This is a genomic window from Streptomyces sp. NBC_00354, assembly GCF_036106915.1.
GTDB lineage: Bacteria > Actinomycetota > Actinomycetes > Streptomycetales > Streptomycetaceae > Streptomyces.
On sequence record NZ_CP107983.1, the window covers coordinates 2,046,099 to 2,064,941 of the forward strand.

The window sequence follows — 18,843 nt, forward strand, 5'->3', positions numbered from 1 at the left end:
CCATTATCCGATGCCCGCATAGTCCGCTGACCCGCATATCAGCTCTCCGGGTCACCCGGGAGGAGCATCCCAAGTCCCCGCGTGCGGGCCCACTTTCGGGGAAGATCTGCAGGGACGTGGTCCACGCCGGATCAGCCCGAACCATCAGCCCGACAGCCGGGGGAACGAGGGGAAGAGTCGTATCCATGCAGGTCTGGCCGGGACAGGCGTATCCGCTCGGCGCCACGTACGACGGCGCCGGCACCAATTTCGCGGTCTACTCAGAGGCCGCCCGACGCATCGAACTGTGCCTGCTCCACGAGGACGGCTCGGAGACCGCCGTCGAACTGCGCGAGACCGATGCCTTCGTACGCCACGCCTACCTGCCCGGGGTGATGCCGGGGCAGCGCTACGGCTTCCGCGTGCACGGCCCGTACGAGCCCGAACGCGGGCAGCGCTGCAACGCGGCCAAGCTGCTGCTGGACCCGTACGCACGGGCCGTCGCGGGCAGCGTCGACTGGGGCGAGGAGGTGTACGGCTACCACTTCGGCCGGCCGGATTCGCGCAACGACCTCGACTCGGCTCCGCACACGATGAGTTCGGTCGTGGTCAATCCGTACTTCGACTGGGCGAACGACCGCCCGCCGCGCCACGAGTACCACCACACCGTGCTGTACGAGGCGCACGTCAAGGGGCTGACCATGCGTCACCCCGATCTGCCCGAGGAGCTGCGCGGCACGTACGGGGCCCTCGCGCACCCGGCGGTCATCGGGCACCTCAGCAAGCTCGGGGTGACGGCGCTGGAGCTGATGCCGGTGCACCAGTACGTGAACGACCACCGGCTGGTCGACGACGGGCTGAGCAACTACTGGGGCTACAACACGATCGGCTTCTTCGCCCCGCACAACGGCTACGCCTCGGGTGACCGTGGCCAGCAGGTGCTGGAGTTCAAGTCGGCGGTGCGGGCCCTGCACGAGGCCGGGATCGAGGTGATCCTCGACGTGGTCTACAACCACACCGCCGAGGGCAACCACCTGGGCCCGACGCTGTCCTTCCGGGGGCTCGACAACGCTTCGTACTACCGCCTCGCGGACGATCCCCGGCACTACATGGACACGACCGGGACGGGGAACTCGCTGCTCATGCGCTCCCCGCACGTGCTCCAGCTGATCATGGACTCGCTGCGGTACTGGGTCACCGAGATGCATGTGGACGGGTTCCGCTTCGACCTCGCCGCGACGCTCGCCCGGCAGTTCCACGAGGTGGACCGGCTGTCCTCGTTCTTCGACCTGGTCCAGCAGGATCCGGTGGTCAGCCAGGTGAAGCTGATCGCGGAGCCCTGGGACCTGGGCGAGGGCGGCTACCAGGTGGGGAACTTCCCACCGCTGTGGACCGAGTGGAACGGCAAGTACCGGGACACCGTGCGGGACTTGTGGCGCGGGCAGCCGCGGACGCTCGCGGAGTTCGCGGGGCGGCTGACCGGCTCCTCGGACCTCTACCAGGACGACGGCCGCCGCCCGCTGGCGTCCATCAACTTCACCACCTGCCACGACGGTTTCACCCTGAACGACCTCGTCTCGTACGACGAGAAGCACAACGAGGCGAACCGCGAGGGCAATCGGGACGGGGAGACCCACAACCGGTCCTGGAACTGCGGGGCCGAGGGGCCGACGGAGGACCCGGAGATCCAGGAGCTGCGCGAGCGCCAGATGCGCAACTTCACGGCCACCCTGATGCTCTCGCAGGGCGTGCCGATGCTCAGCCACGGCGACGAGTTCGCGCGCTCGCAGGGCGGCAACAACAACGCCTACTGCCAGGACAACGAGCTGTCGTGGGTCAACTGGCCCGAGCCGGGCAAGCCGGCGCCCTCCCTGCTGGAGTTCACCCGGCGGATGGTGTGGCTGCGGCGCGACCACCCGGTGTTCCGGCGGCGCCGGTTCTTCCACGGCCAGCCGGTGGAGGGGACCAATGACGAGCTCTCCGACATCGCCTGGTTCACCCCGCACGGGGAGCCGATGCGGGCCCGCGACTGGCAGGCGCAGCACGCACGCTCGCTGACGGTGTTCCTCAACGGGGAGGCGATCTCCGAGCCAGGCTCGCGCGGGGAGCGGATCACGGACGACTCGTTCCTGCTGATGTTCAACGCGGGCGCCGATCCGCAGGAGTTCACCGTCCCGGCCGGGCACGGGGCGCAGTGGCGGCTGGTCGTGGACACGGCGCGGCCGGACGTACTGCCACCCGGTACCGGACCGCAGTATGCGGCCGGGGACCGGGTGGCGCTGACAGGGCGGTGTCTGGTGGTGCTTCAGCGCCCGGCGTAGGAGGAACCGGACGGGCCCGACGGGCTCCCGGTCACGTTCGGGGAGGCCGTCTGCTGCGCCGGAATGAAGGCCTTCGGCGCGGCGGGGTGCGTCCGGGCGGCCGGCACCCGGGTGACCAGCGCGAGGAGCAGGGACAGTGCGGCCGCCCCGACGGCCACGGCGAAGGCCCCGGCGGGCCCGTAGGACTCGGCGAGCCGTCCGGAGGCGGCGAGCGCGGCGGCCTGCCCGGCCACGAGCGAGCTGGCGGCGAAGGCCGTGGCCTCGGCGAGCCGGGCCGGCTCCACGACCCGCTCGGTCAGCGCGAACGCGGTGATCAGGTGGGGGGCGTAGGCGGCCCCGAGCACGGTGACGACCGCGTACAGCGGCCACAGGGTGTCGGTGAAGAGCAGCGGTACGGAGAGCACGAGCGCGGCGGCGGTGGCCGCCCGCCAGCGCAGCCGCAGCCCGATCCGGGCGGGCAGCGCCCCGAGGGCGAGGCCCACGGCGGCACTGACGACGCCCATGGCGGCGTAGACGATGCCGGCCTGGCCGGGGACGCCCAGACGAGCGGTGAGGGCGGCGATTCCGGCCTGGCACGCGCCGAACATGGCGCCCTGGAGCAGCAGGGAGCCCCGTACGGCGTACACGACACGCGGGTGCCGGCTGCGGCGCTCGACGCCGGCTGGGGCATCGGCGGCACCGGTGTGGATGCCCCGCCCCCGCGGGGTGTGCGCTTTCGCTCCCGCCCCGGCCGTGACGGCGGCGGTCGGGTGCAGGGCGAAGGCGGTGCCGAAAACGGCGACGAGGGCGGCGGCCCCGCCGAGGGCGATCGCGGGGTGCAGGGCGAGCGCGGCGAGTCCGACGAGGGCCGGTCCGAAGACGAAGGAGACCTCGTCGAGGGTGCCTTCGAGCGAGTGGACGGCGCCCACCACGCCCTCGTCGGCCTCGGCGCGGTGGGCGAGGGCCACGGAGCGGGTCCGGGCGAGTGGTCCGATCAGCGGTACGGAGGCTCCGGTGACGGCGCCGATCGCGGCGAGCGGGGCGGTGGCGAGGCCCCCGAGGGCCCCGGCGACCAGGGCGCCGGTGGCGACCGCGTTGACCGCGGCGGCGGTCAGGACCACGGGCCGCTGCCCGTACCGGTCGGCGAGCCGGCCCAGGACGGGCCCGAAGACCACCTGTCCGGCGGAGAGGATGCCGCCGACGATGCCGGCGGTGGCGAGGGAGCCGCTGGTCTCGGCGACCAGCAGCACGCTCCCGAACTGGGACATCGCAACGGGGAGCCGCGCGAGGAAGGAGAGGAGCGGGAGTAGGGGCCCGGTGAGGGCGATGACTCTTCGGTAGGTGTTGACGGTTCCGGCCACTTGATCGACCCTAACGCGGCGCAGTCACCCGGATGCATTGGGTCATGGCACGGAATCCTGGAAGGTGGGTACGTACGAACTCATGAGCCAGCCGCACCCGCGCAGCCAAACGGAATCCAATGTTCTGACAGCCGTCACTCCGGAGTCGCCCGCTGCTCCGTCAGCTGCGGTCCCGTCGTCGACGTACCGCCTTCAACTGCGACCGGAGTTCCCCTTCGCGGCGGCCGAGGCAGCCGTACCGTACCTCGCCTCGCTCGGCGTGTCGCACCTGCACCTCTCGCCGGTGCTGGAGGCGGTCCCCGGCTCGGCGCACGGGTACGACGTCACCGACCACTCCGTGGTGCGGGCCGAGCTCGGCGGCGAGCCGGGGCTGCGGGCGCTGGCCGCGGCCGCCCGGGGGCACGGGATCGGCCTGGTGCTGGACATCGTGCCGAACCACATGGCGGTCCCGTCCCCGCTGCGGCTGAACCGGCCCCTGTGGGAGGTGCTGCGGGAGGGGCCGCGGTCGCCGTACGCGCGCTGGTTCGACATCGACTGGGAGGCGGGCGGCGGCCAGGTGCTGCTGCCGGTGCTCCCGGAGCCGCCCGAGCCCGGCGCGTTCACGGTCGACCGGGACGGCGGGGTGCTGCGCCACGGGGGGCTGGAGTTCCCGCTGCGGGAGGGCACGGCGGGGCTGGCCGCGCCGGAGCTGCTGGCCGCGCAGTGGTACCGGCCGGCCTGGTGGCGGGAGGCCCGGACGGGCCTCAACTACCGGCGGTTCTTCACCATCTCGGAGCTGATCGGGGTCCGGGTGGAGGACCCGGAGGTGTTCGCGGCGACGCATGCCAAAGTGCTGGAGCTGGTGCGGGACGGGGTGGCCGGGGGACTGCGGATCGACCACGTGGACGGCCTGGCGGATCCGGAGGGGTACCTGCGGCGGCTGCGGGCGGCCGTGGGCGGGGACTGCTGGGTGGTGGTGGAGAAGATCCTGGCCCGGCAGGAGCGGCTGCCGCCCGGCTGGCCGGTGGCGGGGACCACCGGGTACGACGCGCTCCGCCGGGTGGACGGGGTGTTCACCGACCCGGCGGGCGCCCCGGAACTGGCCCGGCAGTACGTGGAGTTCACCGGGACGCCGGACTGGGAGCAGACGGCCCGGGCGTGTGCGCGGGAGGTGCTGACCGGCGACCTGGCCGCCGAGCTGGCGGCCCTGGAGCGCGCCGCCGGTCCGGAACTCGCGGCCGGGGTACGGGAGTTGCTGATCGCCTATCCGGTCTACCGGCCGTACCCCGGCGAGCCCGAGCTCGACCCGCAGGCCCTGGCGGAGGCCGCCGCGCCGGCCGGTCCGGGCGCGGTGGCCGGCGTACGGGACCTCGTACTGGGCGATCCCGCCTTCGCGGCGCGCTTCGCCCAGACCTCGGCGGCCCTGCGGGCCAAGTCGCTGGAGGACCGGGCCTTCTACCGCCACGCCCCGCTGCTGTCGGCCACCGAGGTCGGCGGGGACCCCGGGCAACCGGCGGTCTCGCCCGCCGAGTTCCACGCGTACTGCGCCGCGCTCGACCGGGACTGGCCGGGCTCCGGGACGGTGCTGTCCACGCACGACACCAAGCGCAGCGCGGACGTCCGGGCCCGCATCTCCGCACTCTCCCAGGCTCCCGAGCTCATGGGCCGGCCCGCCGGTGCCGATCCCCAACTGGCCTGGGTGGCCCGGCAGACGGCGCTCGGCCTCGGGGAGGCCCCGGAGCGCGCCGAGCGCCTCGTACAGGCACTCCTCAAGGCCGTCCGCGAGGCGGCCCTGCACACCAGCTGGACCGACCAGGACCCGGCGTACGAAGCCTCCGTGGCGGGATACCTCCCGGATCCGGAGGAGCCCGCGGAGCCGGCGGGGCTGGCCGGGGCGGCCCGGGCGAACCTGCTCGGCATGGCGTTGCTGCACCTGGCGATGCCCGGGGTCCCGGAGGTCTACCAGGGCGCCGAGACGGAGTACCGGGCCCTGGTCGACCCCGACAATCGGCGCCCGGCCCGGTTCCCCCGCGAGGCCCTGGCCCGGCTGGACGCGGGAGCCGTACCGCAGGGGCAGGCGGAGGAGAAGCTCGCGCTGACGGCCGCCCTGCTGCGGCTCCGCCGGGACCGGCCCGAGCTGTTCACCGGCTACGCCCCCCTCGCCGCCCGGGGCCCGGCGGCGGAGCACTGCCTGGCCTTCGCCCGCCCGGCCGGGCTGGTCGCGGCGGCCACCCGGCTCTCGTACCGGCTGGCCGCGGCCGGCGGCTGGCGGGACACGGCCCTGGCCCTCCCGCCGGGACGGTGGACGGCGCTCCTGGACCGGGGGGCCTCGTACGAGGGCGAGGTGCGACTGTCGGACCTGCTCTCGGCCCGCCCGGTCTCCGTCCTAGTGCGCGACGGCGGCCTGGGAGACGAGTAGCCCGGCGAAGGCCTCGGCCGCGCCGGTCAGCGGGACCAGGGAGGCGCGGGATCGACGTACGGACCGGGGCCCGGCCGGAAGTCGCCGAGCGGCTCCCCGGCGGGGGCGTAAGGGCCACCGTGCGGGGTGCGCGCGGGGATGTCCGGGAAGGCGTTGGCCAGGGGTTTCCGGGAAGTGTGGGGCGTGCGGAGCAGTAGGGGGCGTGCGCGGCGGGCATTGCATCAGACGTGACCCTCCTCCGTGACATGTGCTACCCCACACCGTCCGAGCTCGCGCTGGCCGCCCGCGCGCTGGCGGACGAGCACCCCGGCCCGGCCCGGCTCCGCCAGGCCGGCACCTCCCGGGGCGGCCGGCCCCTGTGGCTGCTCTCCGTCGAGCCGAGCGGCCGCCCGCAGCGCGCGGGCGTGCTCGTCGTCGCCGGAGCCCACGCCAACGAGCCCGTCGGCGGTGCCACCGCGCTCGCGCTGGCCCGGCGCGTCCTCCACGAACCGGCGATCCGCGCCGGGCGGGGCTGGCACTTCCTGCTGTGCGCCGACCCCGACGGGGCGGCCCTGCACCGCACGCCCCGCCCGTACTCCCTGCTCGACTACCACCGGAACTTCTTCCGGCCTCCCGGTCCGGAACAGCCCGAGTGGGCGCCGTCTTTACTGCCTCCGGACCGGCTGCCGCCCGAGACCCTGGCCCTGACGGCCCTCATCGACGAGCTGCGGCCCGTCCTCCAGGTCTCGCTCCACGGCACCGACCTCGGCGGGTCCTGGGTTCAGCTGACCCGGGACATACCGGGCCTCGCGGAGCCGTTCGCCAAATCGGCGGCCGAGCTGCGGATCCCGGTGGAGACCGGGGCCTCGGACGCGACCGGCTGGCCCTCCCCCGGGCCCGGGATCTTCGTGATGCCGCAGCCCGGGGCCGACCCCGCCGGGGCGTTCCACCCGGAGGACACCCGGCTCAGCACCTGGTACCACGCCCACCGGTACGCCGGGACCACCGCCATCGTCGAAGTCCCCATGTGGGCCTCGGACCTGGTGGACGACCCCGCCCCGCATCCGGACCCGCGCGGCGCCCTGCGGCTCCTGGCGGGGCGGCTCACCGCCGACGCCGCGCTCGTGGCCCGCGTACGGGACCGGGTACCTGGGGCCTCGGAGCCCGGCGGGGGCCCCGGCTCGGGCTCCGGCGGGGACCCCGATGCGGCCGCGCTGCTGCGCGCCGTCGACTGGACGCTCGCCCTGATCCCCCGGATCACCGTGGAGTGGACCGGCCCCGGGGCCCCCACCGAGGCCACGGCGGCCTCCATCGGCAGCATCGACGCCTTCGGGCGGCGCCTGTCGCTGCGCGCCGCCGCGATGCTGCTGCGGGTGCTCCGGGCCCAGGGCCACCCGGCGGCTCCCGGGCTGGACCGGCTCGTCACCGGCTGGTGCGAGGAGTTCGCCGCCCGGTTCCAGGCGCGCCGGGTCCCGGTGGCCAACCAGGTCGAGCACCAGACCCGTACCGTCCTGGCGGCCTACGAACGGCTCGTGGCGGCCGGGACGGTCAATGCGTAGAGGCTGCCGCCGCGGCGGGTACGGACAGGGTGTACCGGCGCTTGGGCGCGCCCGTGGCGCCGAGCCGGTCGTAGAAGCGGATCGCGCCCTCGTTCCAGTCCGGGGTCTGCCACTGGACCTGGTCGAGGCCGAGCTCGCGGGCGAGGCCTGCCACGCCGTCCATCAGGGCGGCGCCGAGGCCGTGCCCGCGGGCCTCCTCGGCAAGGTAGAGGCAGTCCATGTGGAGGTAGTGCCGGGCGTCCCAGAACGCGAACTCGGCGGAGCAGGCGGCATATCCGGCGACCGAGCCGTCCGGCGCCTCGGCCAGCAGCACCCACAGGCGGGCGCCCTCGGCGAACAGCTGCGGCCCGAGCCGGTCGGCCAGGTCCGCGGGCCGGGGCGCGGACTTCTCGTAGGCGACGTGCTCGTGGACGAGTTCGACGAGGCGGGGCAGGTCCTCGGGGCGCGCGGGGCGCACGACGGGCGGGTGTTCCTTCGGGTCCTTCTGGTCTCCGTGTTCCATGGACCCCATCATCGGCCCAGGCAAGATCCCGGAGCCGGGCAGCCCTCAGCTCGAGGACAGTCGGAAGTTCATCCGGCCGAAGCCGATCTGGTCACCGGCCCGGACCGCCACCGAGCCGGTCACCCGGCGTCCGTTGACCGTGGTGCCGTTGGAGGAGCCGAGGTCGGTGAGCACCCACACCCCGTCGCGCAGCCCGAGCTCGGCATGCACGCGGGACACGGTCTCGTCGGTGAGCCGCAGCCCGTTGCCGGGGTCGCGGCCGATCCGCAGGGCCCGCGCGCTCGGGTGCGGCAGCAGCAGTTTGGGCAGCCGCTCGGCGGTCCACGCCCGCCGGACGCCGGCGGACACGGCCGAGGCGCGGCCCACCCAGGCGAAGACGCGACGCGTCCACGGGCCTTCGCCGCTCCCGCGGTTCTCGAGGTCGGCGGTGAGGACCACGAGGTCCTCGGAGCGGCGGGCGACCAGGGCGAGTTCCATACGGCGCAGGAACGTGTCGTGGGACAGCTTCCCGAGGGCCGCACCCTCGCGGAGCTGCTCCAGCGCCCGGTCGCGCTCCGCGTCGGACAGGCGCGGTACCGGGAAGGCGGGGAACTCGAAACTCGACGTCACAGGGTGATTGTCGGCCCGTCAGGGCCGGAGTGTCCAGAACTCCTCCGGCCGTCCCGCGATGATGGGGCAGGCACACGTTCCGGGTACCGCAGCAGACGAGGGGAACCGTCCGTGCAGTTCGAGGTGTGGGCACCGCTGACAGACCGGGTCGCGCTGCGGCTCGGCGACGCGACGTACGAGATGGCACGCGATCCCGACCGGGCCGGCTGGTGGCTCGCCGAGGCCCCGGCAGCCGACGGGGACCGGTACGGATTCCTGCTGGGCGTGGCCCCCGGGGAGGGGCTCGTACGACCCGACCCGCGGGGTCGGCGGCTGCCGGACGGGCCCGACGGCCTCTCGGCGGTGGTGGATTTCGAGCCACTCACCCCGCAGGCCCCGGCGCCCGGGACGCGGCTCCAGGACGCGGTCCTCTACGAGCTGCACATCGGCACGTTCACCCCCGAGGGCACCTTCGACGCGGCCGCCGCCCGCCTCGGGCACCTCACCGCGCTCGGGGTCACGCACGTGGAGCTGATGCCGGTCTGCCCGTTCCCCGGCCGGCACGGGTGGGGGTACGACGGGGTCGCGCCGTGGGCGGTGCACGAGCCGTACGGCGGCCCGGCCGGGCTCGGCCGGTTCGTGGACGCGGCCCACGCGGCCGGGCTCGGGGTGGTGCTGGACGTGGTCCACAACCACCTGGGCCCCTCCGGCAACCACCTCCCGGCCTTCGGCCCGTACTTCACGGACACCCACCACACCCCGTGGGGGGCGGCGGTCAACCTGGACGCCGCCGGCTCCGACGAGGTGCGCGCGTACCTCCTGGGCAGCGCCCTGGCCTGGCTGCGGGACTACCGGATCGACGGGCTCCGGCTGGACGCCGTGCACGCGCTCGCCGACGGCCGGGCGCTGACCTTCCTGGAGGAGCTGTCCGCAGCCGTGGACGAGCTCGCCGCCGAGAGCGGCCGCCCGCTGTTCCTGATCGCGGAGTCCGACCGGTGCGATCCGCGCACCACGACCCCGCGCGCCGCCGGGGGCCTGGGCCTGCACGCCCAGTGGAACGACGACTTCCACCACGCCCTGCACTGTGCGCTGACCGGTGAGTCCCAGGCGTACTACGCCGATTTCGCCGAGGCGCCGCTCGCCGCCCTGGCCAAGACCATGACCCGGGCCTTCTTCCACGACGGCACCTGGTCCTCCTTCCGGGGCCGCAGCCACGGCCGCCCGGTGGACCGGCGCCGCACGCCCGCGCACCGCTTCCTCGGCTACACGCAGACCCACGACCAGATCGGCAACCGGGCCCTCGGCGACCGGCTCGCGGGCTCGCTCTCCCCCGGGCTGCTGGCCTGCGGTGCGGCGCTGGCGCTGACCGGGCCGTTCGTGCCGATGCTGTTCATGGGCGAGGAATGGGCCGCGGGCACGCCGTGGCAGTACTTCACCGACCATGGGGACCCGGAGCTCGCCGAGGCGGTACGCAGCGGCCGGCGCCGGGAGTTCGCGGCGCACGGCTGGAAGGCCGAGGAGATCCCCGACCCGCAGGACCCGGCCACCCGGGACCGCTCGTGCCTGGACTGGGCGGAGCCGGAGCGCGCACCGCACGACCGGCTGCTGGCCTGGTACCGGACCCTGATCACCCTCCGGCGCACCCACCCGGACCTGCGGGATCCGGACCTGGCGGCGGTCCGCGTGGCGTACGACGAGGAGCGCCGCTGGGTGACGTTCCGGCGGGGCGACGTACGGGTGGCCGTGAACCTCTCGCCCGACCCGGTGACCATCGCCCTCGGCCGCAACGGGGTCCGGGTCCTGGCCTCCTGGGAACCCGTCGAGCACCCGGGCCCGGACGGGCGCGTCCACGTACCGGGCGAGTCGGTGGTGCTGCTGGGGCCGTAACTCACCTCACTGGGGAATCACTTGATCACGACGGGCCCGATTTGATGGAGTCGGCCCATGGAACAGGTACTGGATGAGGGCGACGGACCGACGGCCGCGTACGACCGCATAGGGATCGGCTACAAGCAGGTACGGCGGCCCGATCCCCGGCTGGGCGCGCTGATCCGGCAGGCGCTGGGCGGCGCGCGCACCGTCGTCAACGTCGGTGCCGGGGCCGGGTCGTACGAGCCGCAGGACGCCGAGGTCACGGCCGTCGACCCGTCGCAGGTGATGCTCGACCAGCATCCCGGCCCCCGGAAGGTGAAGGCGGGCGCGGAGGAACTGCCGTTCGCCGACGGCGCCTTCGACGCCGCCATGGCGGTCCTGACCGTGCACCACTGGAAGGATCTGCACCGCGGGCTCGGCGAGCTGCGCCGGGTCTCGCGGCGGCAGGCCGTCTTCACCTGGGATCCCGAGCACCGCCCCGAGCTGTGGCTCGTGGACGAATACCTGCCGGAGATCCGGGAGTTGGACGCCTCGCGCTTCACGCCGGTGACGCAGGTCGCGGAGGCGCTGGACGCGCACACCGTGCTGCCGTTCCCGATCCCGCACGACTTCACGGACGGGCTCCAGACCGCCTACTGGCGCCGGCCGGAGGCCTATCTCGACCCGGCCGTACGGGCGGCCAGCTCGACCTTCGCGACGCTGCCGCCCTCCGTCGTGGAGCCGGCGATGGAACGGCTCCGCGCGGACCTGGCCTCCGGGGCCTGGGAGCGGCGCCACGCCCACCTGCTCGGGCAGGAGAGCGTGGACTACGGCTACCGCCTGGTCGTCGCCGGGGAGTCGTGACCGCTCGGACTCCTGCCTCTACTCGACGACGGCCAGCTCGCGCGGGGCGTTGTTGAAGCTGCGGCCGCCGTCCTCGGTGACCGTCACGATGTCCTCGATGCGCACCCCGAAGCGGCCGGGCAGGTAGATGCCCGGCTCCACGGAGAAGCACATCCCGGGGACCAGGGGCTGCTCCTCGCCCTCGACCATGTACGGGGGCTCGTGGGTGGTCACGCCGATGCCGTGGCCCGTGCGGTGGATGAACCGGTCGCCGTAGCCGAACTCGGTGATCACCGCGCGGGCCGCCCGGTCCACGTCCTGGCAGGCGATGCCCGGGCGGACCGCCGCGGAGGCGGCCTGCTGGGCCTCGCGGACGATGTCGTGGACGCGCTGCTCCTCGGCGCTCGGCTCACCGACGTGCACGGTGCGCGAGATGTCGGAGCCGTAGCCGTGCTTGAGCCCGCCGAAGTCGAGGACCACCATGTCGCCGTGCCCGATGGTGCGCTCGCCCACCTCGTGGTGCGGGTTGGCCCCGTTGGGGCCGGAGCCGACGACCGTGAAGTCCACCTGGGAGTGGCCGTGCTCGCGCAGCAGCGCGGCCAGGTCGGCGGCGATGTCGGTCTCCCGGCGTCCGGCGAAGGGGACCTTGAGGATCTGCGCGTACGCGGCGTCGGCCGCCGCGCCGGCCGCCGCGAGCCGTTCCAGCTCCCGCTGGTCCTTGACCGCGCGGAGCATCGGCAGGACGTCGGTGAGCGGGGCGTACGAGGTGGCCGGCAACTCCCGCTGGAGGCCGAGCAGATGCAGCGCCCAGGTGTTGTCGCTGACCCCGAAGCGTCCGCCGGCGTCGAGGAGCGGCGCGGTGACGCCGTACGGGTTCTTCCCGTCGGCCCAGTCGCGCAGGGTCAGCGCGGGAGCCCCGGGTGCCTTGGCCGCGTCGGGGGCCTCCAGGGCGGGCACGACGAGGACGGGCTCCTGCCCGGCGGCGAGCACGAGCAGGGTCAGCCGCTCGGTGTCGGCCGGCCGGTAGCCGGTGAGGTGGGCGAGGTCGGGCCCGGGGGCGATGAGCAGCCCGGCCAGCCCGGCATCGGCGGCGCTCTGCGCGGCGGCGGCCATCCGGGCGGCGTAGTCGGCGTGCGTGAACGGATCGGGTTCGAGGTCCATGCTGCGATCCTGCCGCCGCGCCGGGCCGCGCGCGAGTGGTTACCGCACCGCGGTGAGACGGGCGGCGAGGGCGGCCGCTGCGGGGGGCGGGGAGCCGGGGGCGAGGAGTTCCGTACGGTGCACCAGGCGCGGGTCGGACAGCGGTACGGCGGCCCCGGCCCCGGCGGCCTGGGCCACCCGGCGGGGCAGCAGGACCAGGCCGTGCCCGGCGGCGGCGAGGGCGCACAGGGCGTGCAGGTCGGTGCCTTCGTAGCGCAGGGCCGGAGCGGTCCGTACGGCGGCGGGCAGCGGCACCGCGCCGGGCGCGTCGATCCAGCGGGCGTCGGCGAGGTCGTCCAGCCGGAACGCGGCCCGGCCGGCGAACGGGTGCCCGGCCGGGAGCAGTACGGCGAGCTCCTCCTCGCCGACGCCGGTCACGGTGAGCGGGGCCACGTCGGGCAGCCGCAGCGGGTCGCTGGGCGCGGCGAGGCCGTCGACCAGGCCTAGGTCGCAGCCGCCGGTGGCGACGGCGGCCGGCACCTCGGCGGCCGGCAGCACCCGCAGCGCCACCCCGGTGGCCGGCAGCGCGGCCAGCAGCCGGGGCCCGACGCAGAGCGGGGACGCGGCGAGGGTGACCTGCCCGGGCGGCGCGGCGGCCAGCCGCAGCACGTCGGCCCGGGCCGCTTCGAGCCGCAGCAGCAGCGGCCCGGCGTGTTCCAGCAGCCGCACCCCGGCCGGGGTCGGCTCCACGGGCCGCCGGGTGAGGAGCTCGGCGCGCAGGTCGCCCTCGAGGGCGGCGATGTGCTGGGACACGGCGGACTGGGTGTAGCCGAGCTCGCGGGCGGCGGCGGAGAAGGAGGACAGCCGGGCGACGGCGACGAAGGTACGGAGCAGGTGCGGATCCATGGCGCCAGCGTGCCACCGCCCGGGCGGCCCGCGCCCGGGGGTCCGCCGCCCGGCGCGCCCGGCCGGCGGTGGGACGCGGCGTCCCTATCGTGGACGGGGTGAGCATCCCCAGTGGCCCGTCCGCAGGCCGCAGCAGGCCACGGCGCGCATCCCGGACCGACTCCGCCGGCGCCGTGTACGGCTCCCTCCTCGCCACCTCCGTGGTGGCCACCGCGAGTACCGTCGGCGACCGTCCGCGGCTTCACCTCGTACTCCTCCTGCTCATCACGGGTCTGGTGTTCTGGGCCACCCACGTGTACGCCGAGCTCGCGGGGGAACGGCTGGTCGGGCAGCCGTGGAGCCGGCACGAGATCCGCCGGGTCGCCCTGCACGAGTGGCCCATCGTCGAGGCCGCCGCCCTGCCCGCGGCCGCCGTGGCCCTCAGCGGTCTCCTCGGACTGGACTACGTGGGGACGGCGTGGCTGGCCATGAGCGTGGCGGTGGCGCAGCAGGTCATCTGGGCGTGCCTCGGCGCCGCCCGCGCCGGTGCCACCCGCGGCCAGCTGGCCACCGAGGGGGTCGTCAACCTCGTCCTCGGCCTGATCCTCGTGGCCACCAAGGCCGCACTGAAGCACTGAAGCACTGAGACAGCGATCAGATCTGCTGATGGAACATGCAGGAACAATCGTTGGCGCTGAACCGGGGCCGGGTCGCAGGATGACCGGTATGACCACTGCACGGACCACCCGGACCACCCGGCCCGCACGGGTCGCCCTCGTCGGCGACCGCTCCCCGCACGTGAAGTCCCACACCCGCGTCCCCGGGCTCCTCGACGCCCTCGCCTCCCGCGACGGGCTCGTCCTCGATGCGTACTGGATCCCCACGGGCGACGCCGCGGCCGAGGCCGCCTCCGGGGCCCTGGCCCGGTTCGACGCGGTCTGGCTGCTGCCCGGCAGCCCGTACGCCAGCGAGGCGGGGGCGCTCGCCGCGATCCGGGTCGCGCGGGAGGAGGGCATCCCGTTCCTCGGGACCTGCGGCGGATTCCAGCACGCACTGCTGGAGTACGCCCGCTCGGTCTGCGGGCTGGCCGGCGTCGCGCACGCCGAGAACGACCCCGGGGCCGAGGAGCTGCTGATCGCCCCGCTCGCCTGTTCGCTCGTCGGCCACGAGGGCCTCGTACGGACCGAGCCCGGGTCGCTCGCCGAGTCCGTGCTCGGCGCGGAGCGGTCCATGGAGCGCTACCACTGCAGCTACGGTCCGGAGCCGCGGTACCTGCCGGTGCTCACCGCCCACGGGCTGCGGCTGTCGGGGCACGACGAGGACGGGCAGGCGCGCATCGCGGAGCTGCCGGGACATCCCTTCTTCCTGGCCACGCTGTTCCAGCCCGAGCTGTCCGGGGACGGAAGGCGCCCGCACCCCGTCGTGAAGGCGCTCGCGGCGGCGGCCGTCGCGCACGCCGCGGCCGGATAACGCGTGGCGGGACCACCCTCCTGATCAGCTATGCTGTGCATGCACATCGAACGGGCGGTCCGCCGCCCTTCGTGGTGGGTGTAGCTCAGTTGGTAGAGCACCTGGTTGTGGTCCAGGTGGCCGCGGGTTCAAGTCCCGTCACTCACCCTGATCCCCTGGGGGTACGAGGTCTCCTCGTACCCCCAGGGGCTTTTTCGCGTCCTCCCGCTACCCCCGCAGGAACGCCTCCACCGCCGCGGCGAAGGCGACCGGGGTCTCGTGCGGCGGGTAGTGCCCGGCGCCGGGGACGGGGTGGACCCGGCAGTTGGGGTACGAGACCTGCCAGGTGGCCTGCATCACCGCGGGGGTGAGGGCCAGGTCGTACTCCCCGACGAGGACCAGCACCGGGACCGTACTGCCCTTCACGGCGGCGGACAGGTCCAGCGGCTGCCAGCTCGCGAGGTACGCGGCGAAGGCCTCCGGGCGGGAGACGGCGAGGGAGTGGGCGACCATCCGGTCCAGCCAGTGGCGGCTCGCGCGGTGGCCCGTGACGAGGTCGAGGATGATCCGCCGGTTCTCGGCGCTGTGGGCGGCGCCGTGGAAGAGGGCGTGGGTCGCGTCGTCCATCTCGTACGGGCCGGCGGGGACCGGGTTGATCCCGATCAGCTTCTCGATCCGCTCGGGGGCCCGGACCAGGACCTGCTGCATCGCCTTGCCGCCCATGGAGTGGCCCATGAGGGAGAAGGTGTCCCAGCCGATCTCGTCGGCGAGCGCGAGCACGTCGTCGGCGATCTCGGGGACGGTGTGGCGGCCGGCGACGTCCCTGCGGTCACCGTAGCCGCGGTAGTCGAGGAAGGCGTACGAGAACCCCTCGGGGTCGAAGTAGTCCAGTACGGAGCCCCAGTTGGCGGAGGTGCCGAACCAGTCGTGCAGCACGATGACGCGGACGGGGCCGGTGCCGATCCTGCGGTGGGCGATGGCCATGCTTTCTCCCTCGGTGGCGGGGGTGGCGGAGCCGGACGCCGTACCTCCTGCCCAGCGGACCTACCATCACACCGTGATACCGACACCTCCTTCCGTGCCCGTGGAGTGCATCAGGATCCGCGACGCGAGGACCGGGACCGGCCACCCGCACCACCCCGCGTACTACGAGATCGTCGATCCGCAGGAGATCGCGGAGGTACTCGCCCTCTGGCCCGACGAGCCCGCAGCCGCCGGGACGCACGAACCGTCCGATCCGGGCATCGAGTTCCTCACCTGCATGTGCTGGGAACACGAGCCGGGCGGCAGCGACGACCCGCGGATCCGCGAGCTGCCGAACGTCATGCGGCCGCAGCCGCTCGCCCGGCTGCTCGACAGCAGGGCCCCGGACGGCATCCCGGCCCGGCACCGCGCCCGGTGGGCGGCCGCCGCGCCGGGCGGGCTCCGCGGCTACGCCGAGGCGATGGCCCGCGGCGAGGAGCCGGAGCCCCCGGCGGGCATCGCGCTGTCGACCGCCTTCGCCTGGCAGGGGGCCGCCCGGGAGAACCCCGCGGACGCGGCGTCCTTCCTCGCGGACGCGGCCCCGCTGCGCCTGCTGACCGGAGCGGGCACGGCGGAGCTGGCGTGGGCGGTGCGCGAGACGGACCGCGGCGGGCTGGACGCCGCCGTACGGTTCTTCGCGAGCGAGGAGTTCACCACCCGCCACCCCAAGCGCCGCCGCGTCCCGGACACCGCCCGCGACCTCCTGCTCCGGCACGCCCGCAGCCACCGCCCCGCCGACCTCCCGGTCCTGGAACGGCGGCTGCTGCGCACACCGGACGACCGCGTCAGACGGTCTTGATCGCCGGGTCGGAGAGGCCGGGCGCGCCCGTTTCGACGTGGCCCGCGAAGCGGCGGAGGAAGGTGCTGTCCGCGTCGGAGACGACCTTCACGTCGTACCAGCGGCCCGTCGTGCTCAGGTCGGCCGTGTACGTGGCCGTGCCGCCCGCCGCGACGCGGAGGGTCTGGGCCGCGCCTCCATAGGTGTTGGTCACCGTCAGGTTGACCGCCGCCGAGCCGGAGTTGGTCAGCGTCAGCTCCAGGTTGCCGGTTGCTGCGTCGTGGCGGGCCGTGGCCTCCGGGCCGGCCTTATTCGCCGGGCCCTTCCAGGTGCGCAGGAAGCCGTTCGGGCCCCAGACCGTCAGGTTGACCTGGTTGCCGGTGGAGCTGCTGGTGCTCCAGGTGTCGGCAAGGGTCTTGCCCGCCTCGACCGTGTAGGGCCAGGGGCCGTCCGTCCGGTTGCCCGAGGTGCTGTGGAAGTGGGCGCCGAGGGTGGGGCCGGAGGAGAAGGTCAGGGTGAACTTGCCCGTGGAGACGGTGGCCTTGCCGTCCACGTACGGGGCGTAGCCCAGCGCGCGCGTGGGCTTGCCGCCCGCCTCCTGCTTGGGCAGGGCACCCGTCGCCGGCGGGACCGGGTGGTAGGACGGGTGGGCGTTGTGGTCCGGCGGGATGTAGCCCGCCGTGGAGGGCAGGGCGGCGGGCGAGGCGTCCGCCTTCGAGAAGTCGAACGCCGAGGTCAGGTCACCGCAGACGGCGCGGCGCCACGGCGAGATGTTGGGCTCCTGCACGCCGAAGCGCTTCTCCATGAAGCGGATCACCGAGGTGTGGTCGAAGGTCTCGGAGCAGACGTAGCCGCCCTTGCTCCACGGGGAGACCACGATCATCGGGACGCGCGGCCCGAGGCCGTACGGGCCGGCCGCGTAGCCGCCGCCCCCGGCGTACAGGTCCTTCGAGACGTCGGCCGTCGACAGGCCCCACGCCGAGGACGCCGGCGGGTACGGCGGGACGACGTGGTCGAAGAAGCCGTCGTTCTCGTCGTAGGTGATGAAGAAGGCCGTCTTCGCCCACACCGCCGGGTTCGCGGTCAGCGCGTCCAGGACCTGCGAGATGTACCAGGCGCCGAAGTTGACCGGCCAGTTCGGGTGCTCGCTGAAGGCCTCGGGGGCGGCTATCCAGGAGACCTGGGGCAGCGTGCCGTTCACGACGTCCGCGCGCAGTTTGTCGAAGTAGCCGTCGCCCGCCTTGGCGTTGGTGCCCGTACGGGCCTTCTCGTACAGGGGGCTGCCGGGCGCGGCGTTGCGGTAGTTGTTGAAGTACAGCAGCGAGTTGTCGCCGTAGTTGCCGCGGAAGGCGTCGCTGATCCAGCCCCACGAGCCGGCCGCGTTCAGGCCGTCGCCGATGTCCTGGTAGATCTTCCAGGAGACCCCGGCCGCCTCCAGGCGCTCCGGGTAGGTCTTCCAGCCGTAGCCGGCCTCCTGGTTGCCGAGGACCGGGCCGCCGCCGGTGCCGTCGTTGCCCGTGTGGCCCGTCCACATGTAGTAGCGGTTCGGGTCGGTCGCGCCGATGAAGGAGCAGTGGTAGGCGTCGCAGACGGTGAAGGCGTCGGCGAGCGCGTAGTGGAACGGGATGTCGTTCCGCGTCATGTACGACATGGTCGTGGCCGTCTTGGCCGGGACCCACTTGTCGTACTTGCCGTTGTTGTACGCGGCGTGACCGCCGGCCCAGTCGTGGTTCAGGCCCTCGACGAACTGCATGCCGAGGTCGTTGACCTGCGGGTTGAAGGGGAGGATGTCCTTCGTGCCGTTGGACTGGTAGAAGACGGACTTCCCGTTGTCCTGGAGCACCGGACGCGGGTCGCCGAAGCCCCGGACGCCCTTCATCGAGCCGAAGTACTGGTCGAAGGACCGGTTCTCCTGCATGAGGACCACGATGTGCTCGATGTCCTGGATGGTGCCGGTGCTGCCCTGTGCCGGGATGGCGGCCGCGCGCGCGATGCTCTCGTTCAGCATCGCGGCTGCGGCGGTTCCGCCCGCGATCTGCAGGAACCTGCGGCGATTGAGCTCAGCCATGGGGGACGACCTCTGCGAGTGAGGGGGGATGTCGAGGGGCGACCCAAGGACAGCGGTCCCGGGGTACCGGACGGAGATCAGTTCGTGACACCGCGCGGTACAGCTGGAGAACGGAAAGACCTCCCGGACGGTCCGCGCAT

The 18,843-nt window shown here is 74.0% G+C and carries 15 protein-coding genes and 1 tRNA gene; 9 read left to right on the top strand and 7 right to left on the bottom strand.

Features of this window, described 5'->3' with window-relative positions:
• The first annotated feature begins 185 nt into the window (after positions 1-185).
• Entirely contained in the window at positions 186-2,300 is a 2,115-nt protein-coding gene (gene glgX / locus OHT74_RS09280; protein ID WP_328619992.1) for a glycogen debranching protein GlgX, read from the top strand.
• On the opposite strand, the gene OHT74_RS09285 is transcribed toward glgX, so the two are convergent.
• Complete coding sequence (locus OHT74_RS09285; protein ID WP_328619993.1) at positions 2,285-3,640, bottom strand: MFS transporter; 1,356 nt, start codon at positions 3,638-3,640, stop codon at positions 2,285-2,287. The genes glgX and OHT74_RS09285 overlap by 16 nt on opposite strands.
• Positions 3,641-3,722: 82 nt before the next feature.
• Between OHT74_RS09285 and treY the strand changes: the two genes are divergently transcribed.
• The gene (gene treY, locus OHT74_RS09290) at positions 3,723-6,038 is read left to right on the top strand and encodes a malto-oligosyltrehalose synthase (protein WP_328619994.1); all 2,316 of its coding nucleotides are present in this window, start codon (positions 3,723-3,725) and stop codon (positions 6,036-6,038) included.
• A gap of 227 nt (positions 6,039-6,265) precedes the next feature.
• Complete coding sequence (locus tag OHT74_RS09295) at positions 6,266-7,576, top strand: M14 family zinc carboxypeptidase (protein ID WP_266662502.1); 1,311 nt, start codon at positions 6,266-6,268, stop codon at positions 7,574-7,576.
• On the opposite strand, the gene OHT74_RS09300 is transcribed toward OHT74_RS09295, so the two are convergent.
• Together OHT74_RS09300 and OHT74_RS09305 are read right to left on the bottom strand one after the other, a co-directional pair.
• On the bottom strand, positions 7,566-8,078 hold the full coding sequence (locus tag OHT74_RS09300; protein WP_328619995.1) for a GNAT family N-acetyltransferase: 513 nt from the start codon (positions 8,076-8,078) through the stop codon (positions 7,566-7,568). The two genes, OHT74_RS09295 and OHT74_RS09300, sit on opposite strands and share 11 nt — an antisense overlap.
• Positions 8,079-8,123: 45 nt before the next feature.
• Positions 8,124-8,687, bottom strand: a complete 564-nt coding sequence (locus OHT74_RS09305; RefSeq protein WP_266662506.1) for a DUF1707 and FHA domain-containing protein — start codon at positions 8,685-8,687, stop codon at positions 8,124-8,126.
• Positions 8,688-8,798: 111 nt separating this feature from the next.
• Between OHT74_RS09305 and treZ the strand changes: the two genes are divergently transcribed.
• Positions 8,799-10,553: a malto-oligosyltrehalose trehalohydrolase gene (gene treZ / locus OHT74_RS09310; RefSeq protein ID WP_266662509.1), complete on the top strand. Its 1,755-nt coding sequence runs from the start codon at positions 8,799-8,801 to the stop codon at positions 10,551-10,553.
• A 57-nt stretch (positions 10,554-10,610) separates the two neighbouring features.
• Positions 10,611-11,381, top strand: coding sequence for a class I SAM-dependent methyltransferase (locus OHT74_RS09315; RefSeq protein WP_328619996.1), 771 nt, complete (start codon positions 10,611-10,613; stop codon positions 11,379-11,381).
• 18 nt (positions 11,382-11,399) lie between these two features.
• On the opposite strand, the gene OHT74_RS09320 is transcribed toward OHT74_RS09315, so the two are convergent.
• Positions 11,400-12,521, bottom strand: a complete 1,122-nt coding sequence (locus tag OHT74_RS09320; protein WP_328619997.1) for an aminopeptidase P family protein — start codon at positions 12,519-12,521, stop codon at positions 11,400-11,402.
• 39 nt (positions 12,522-12,560) lie between these two features.
• Positions 12,561-13,406 (bottom strand): LysR family transcriptional regulator, encoded by an 846-nt coding sequence (locus OHT74_RS09325; RefSeq protein ID WP_328619998.1) that lies wholly within the window; start codon positions 13,404-13,406, stop codon positions 12,561-12,563.
• A 98-nt stretch (positions 13,407-13,504) separates the two neighbouring features.
• Between OHT74_RS09325 and OHT74_RS09330 the strand changes: the two genes are divergently transcribed.
• The 3 genes from OHT74_RS09330 to OHT74_RS09340 all read left to right on the top strand — a co-directional run bounded on the left by OHT74_RS09330 (position 13,505) and on the right by OHT74_RS09340 (position 15,002).
• Positions 13,505-14,023 (top strand): hypothetical protein, encoded by a 519-nt coding sequence (locus OHT74_RS09330; RefSeq protein ID WP_266662517.1) that lies wholly within the window; start codon positions 13,505-13,507, stop codon positions 14,021-14,023.
• 88 nt (positions 14,024-14,111) lie between these two features.
• Positions 14,112-14,855: a CTP synthase C-terminal region-related (seleno)protein gene (locus tag OHT74_RS09335; protein WP_266662519.1), complete on the top strand. Its 744-nt coding sequence runs from the start codon at positions 14,112-14,114 to the stop codon at positions 14,853-14,855.
• A 74-nt stretch (positions 14,856-14,929) separates the two neighbouring features.
• Positions 14,930-15,002: transfer RNA gene (locus tag OHT74_RS09340), tRNA-His, on the top strand.
• A gap of 60 nt (positions 15,003-15,062) precedes the next feature.
• On the opposite strand, the gene OHT74_RS09345 is transcribed toward OHT74_RS09340, so the two are convergent.
• Entirely contained in the window at positions 15,063-15,818 is a 756-nt protein-coding gene (locus OHT74_RS09345; protein ID WP_266662521.1) for an alpha/beta fold hydrolase, read from the bottom strand.
• Between the two features lie 73 nt (positions 15,819-15,891).
• Here OHT74_RS09345 and OHT74_RS09350 point away from each other — a divergent pair, with 73 nt between their 5' ends.
• Positions 15,892-16,656 carry a hypothetical protein gene (locus OHT74_RS09350; RefSeq protein ID WP_328619999.1) on the top strand — a complete coding sequence of 255 codons (765 nt, stop codon included), beginning with the start codon at positions 15,892-15,894 and terminating at the stop codon, positions 16,654-16,656.
• Here OHT74_RS09350 and OHT74_RS09355 read toward each other — a convergent pair.
• Positions 16,643-18,703 carry a phosphocholine-specific phospholipase C gene (locus OHT74_RS09355; RefSeq protein WP_328620000.1) on the bottom strand — a complete coding sequence of 687 codons (2,061 nt, stop codon included), beginning with the start codon at positions 18,701-18,703 and terminating at the stop codon, positions 16,643-16,645. The genes OHT74_RS09350 and OHT74_RS09355 overlap by 14 nt on opposite strands.
• Positions 18,704-18,843 lie beyond the last annotated feature (140 nt).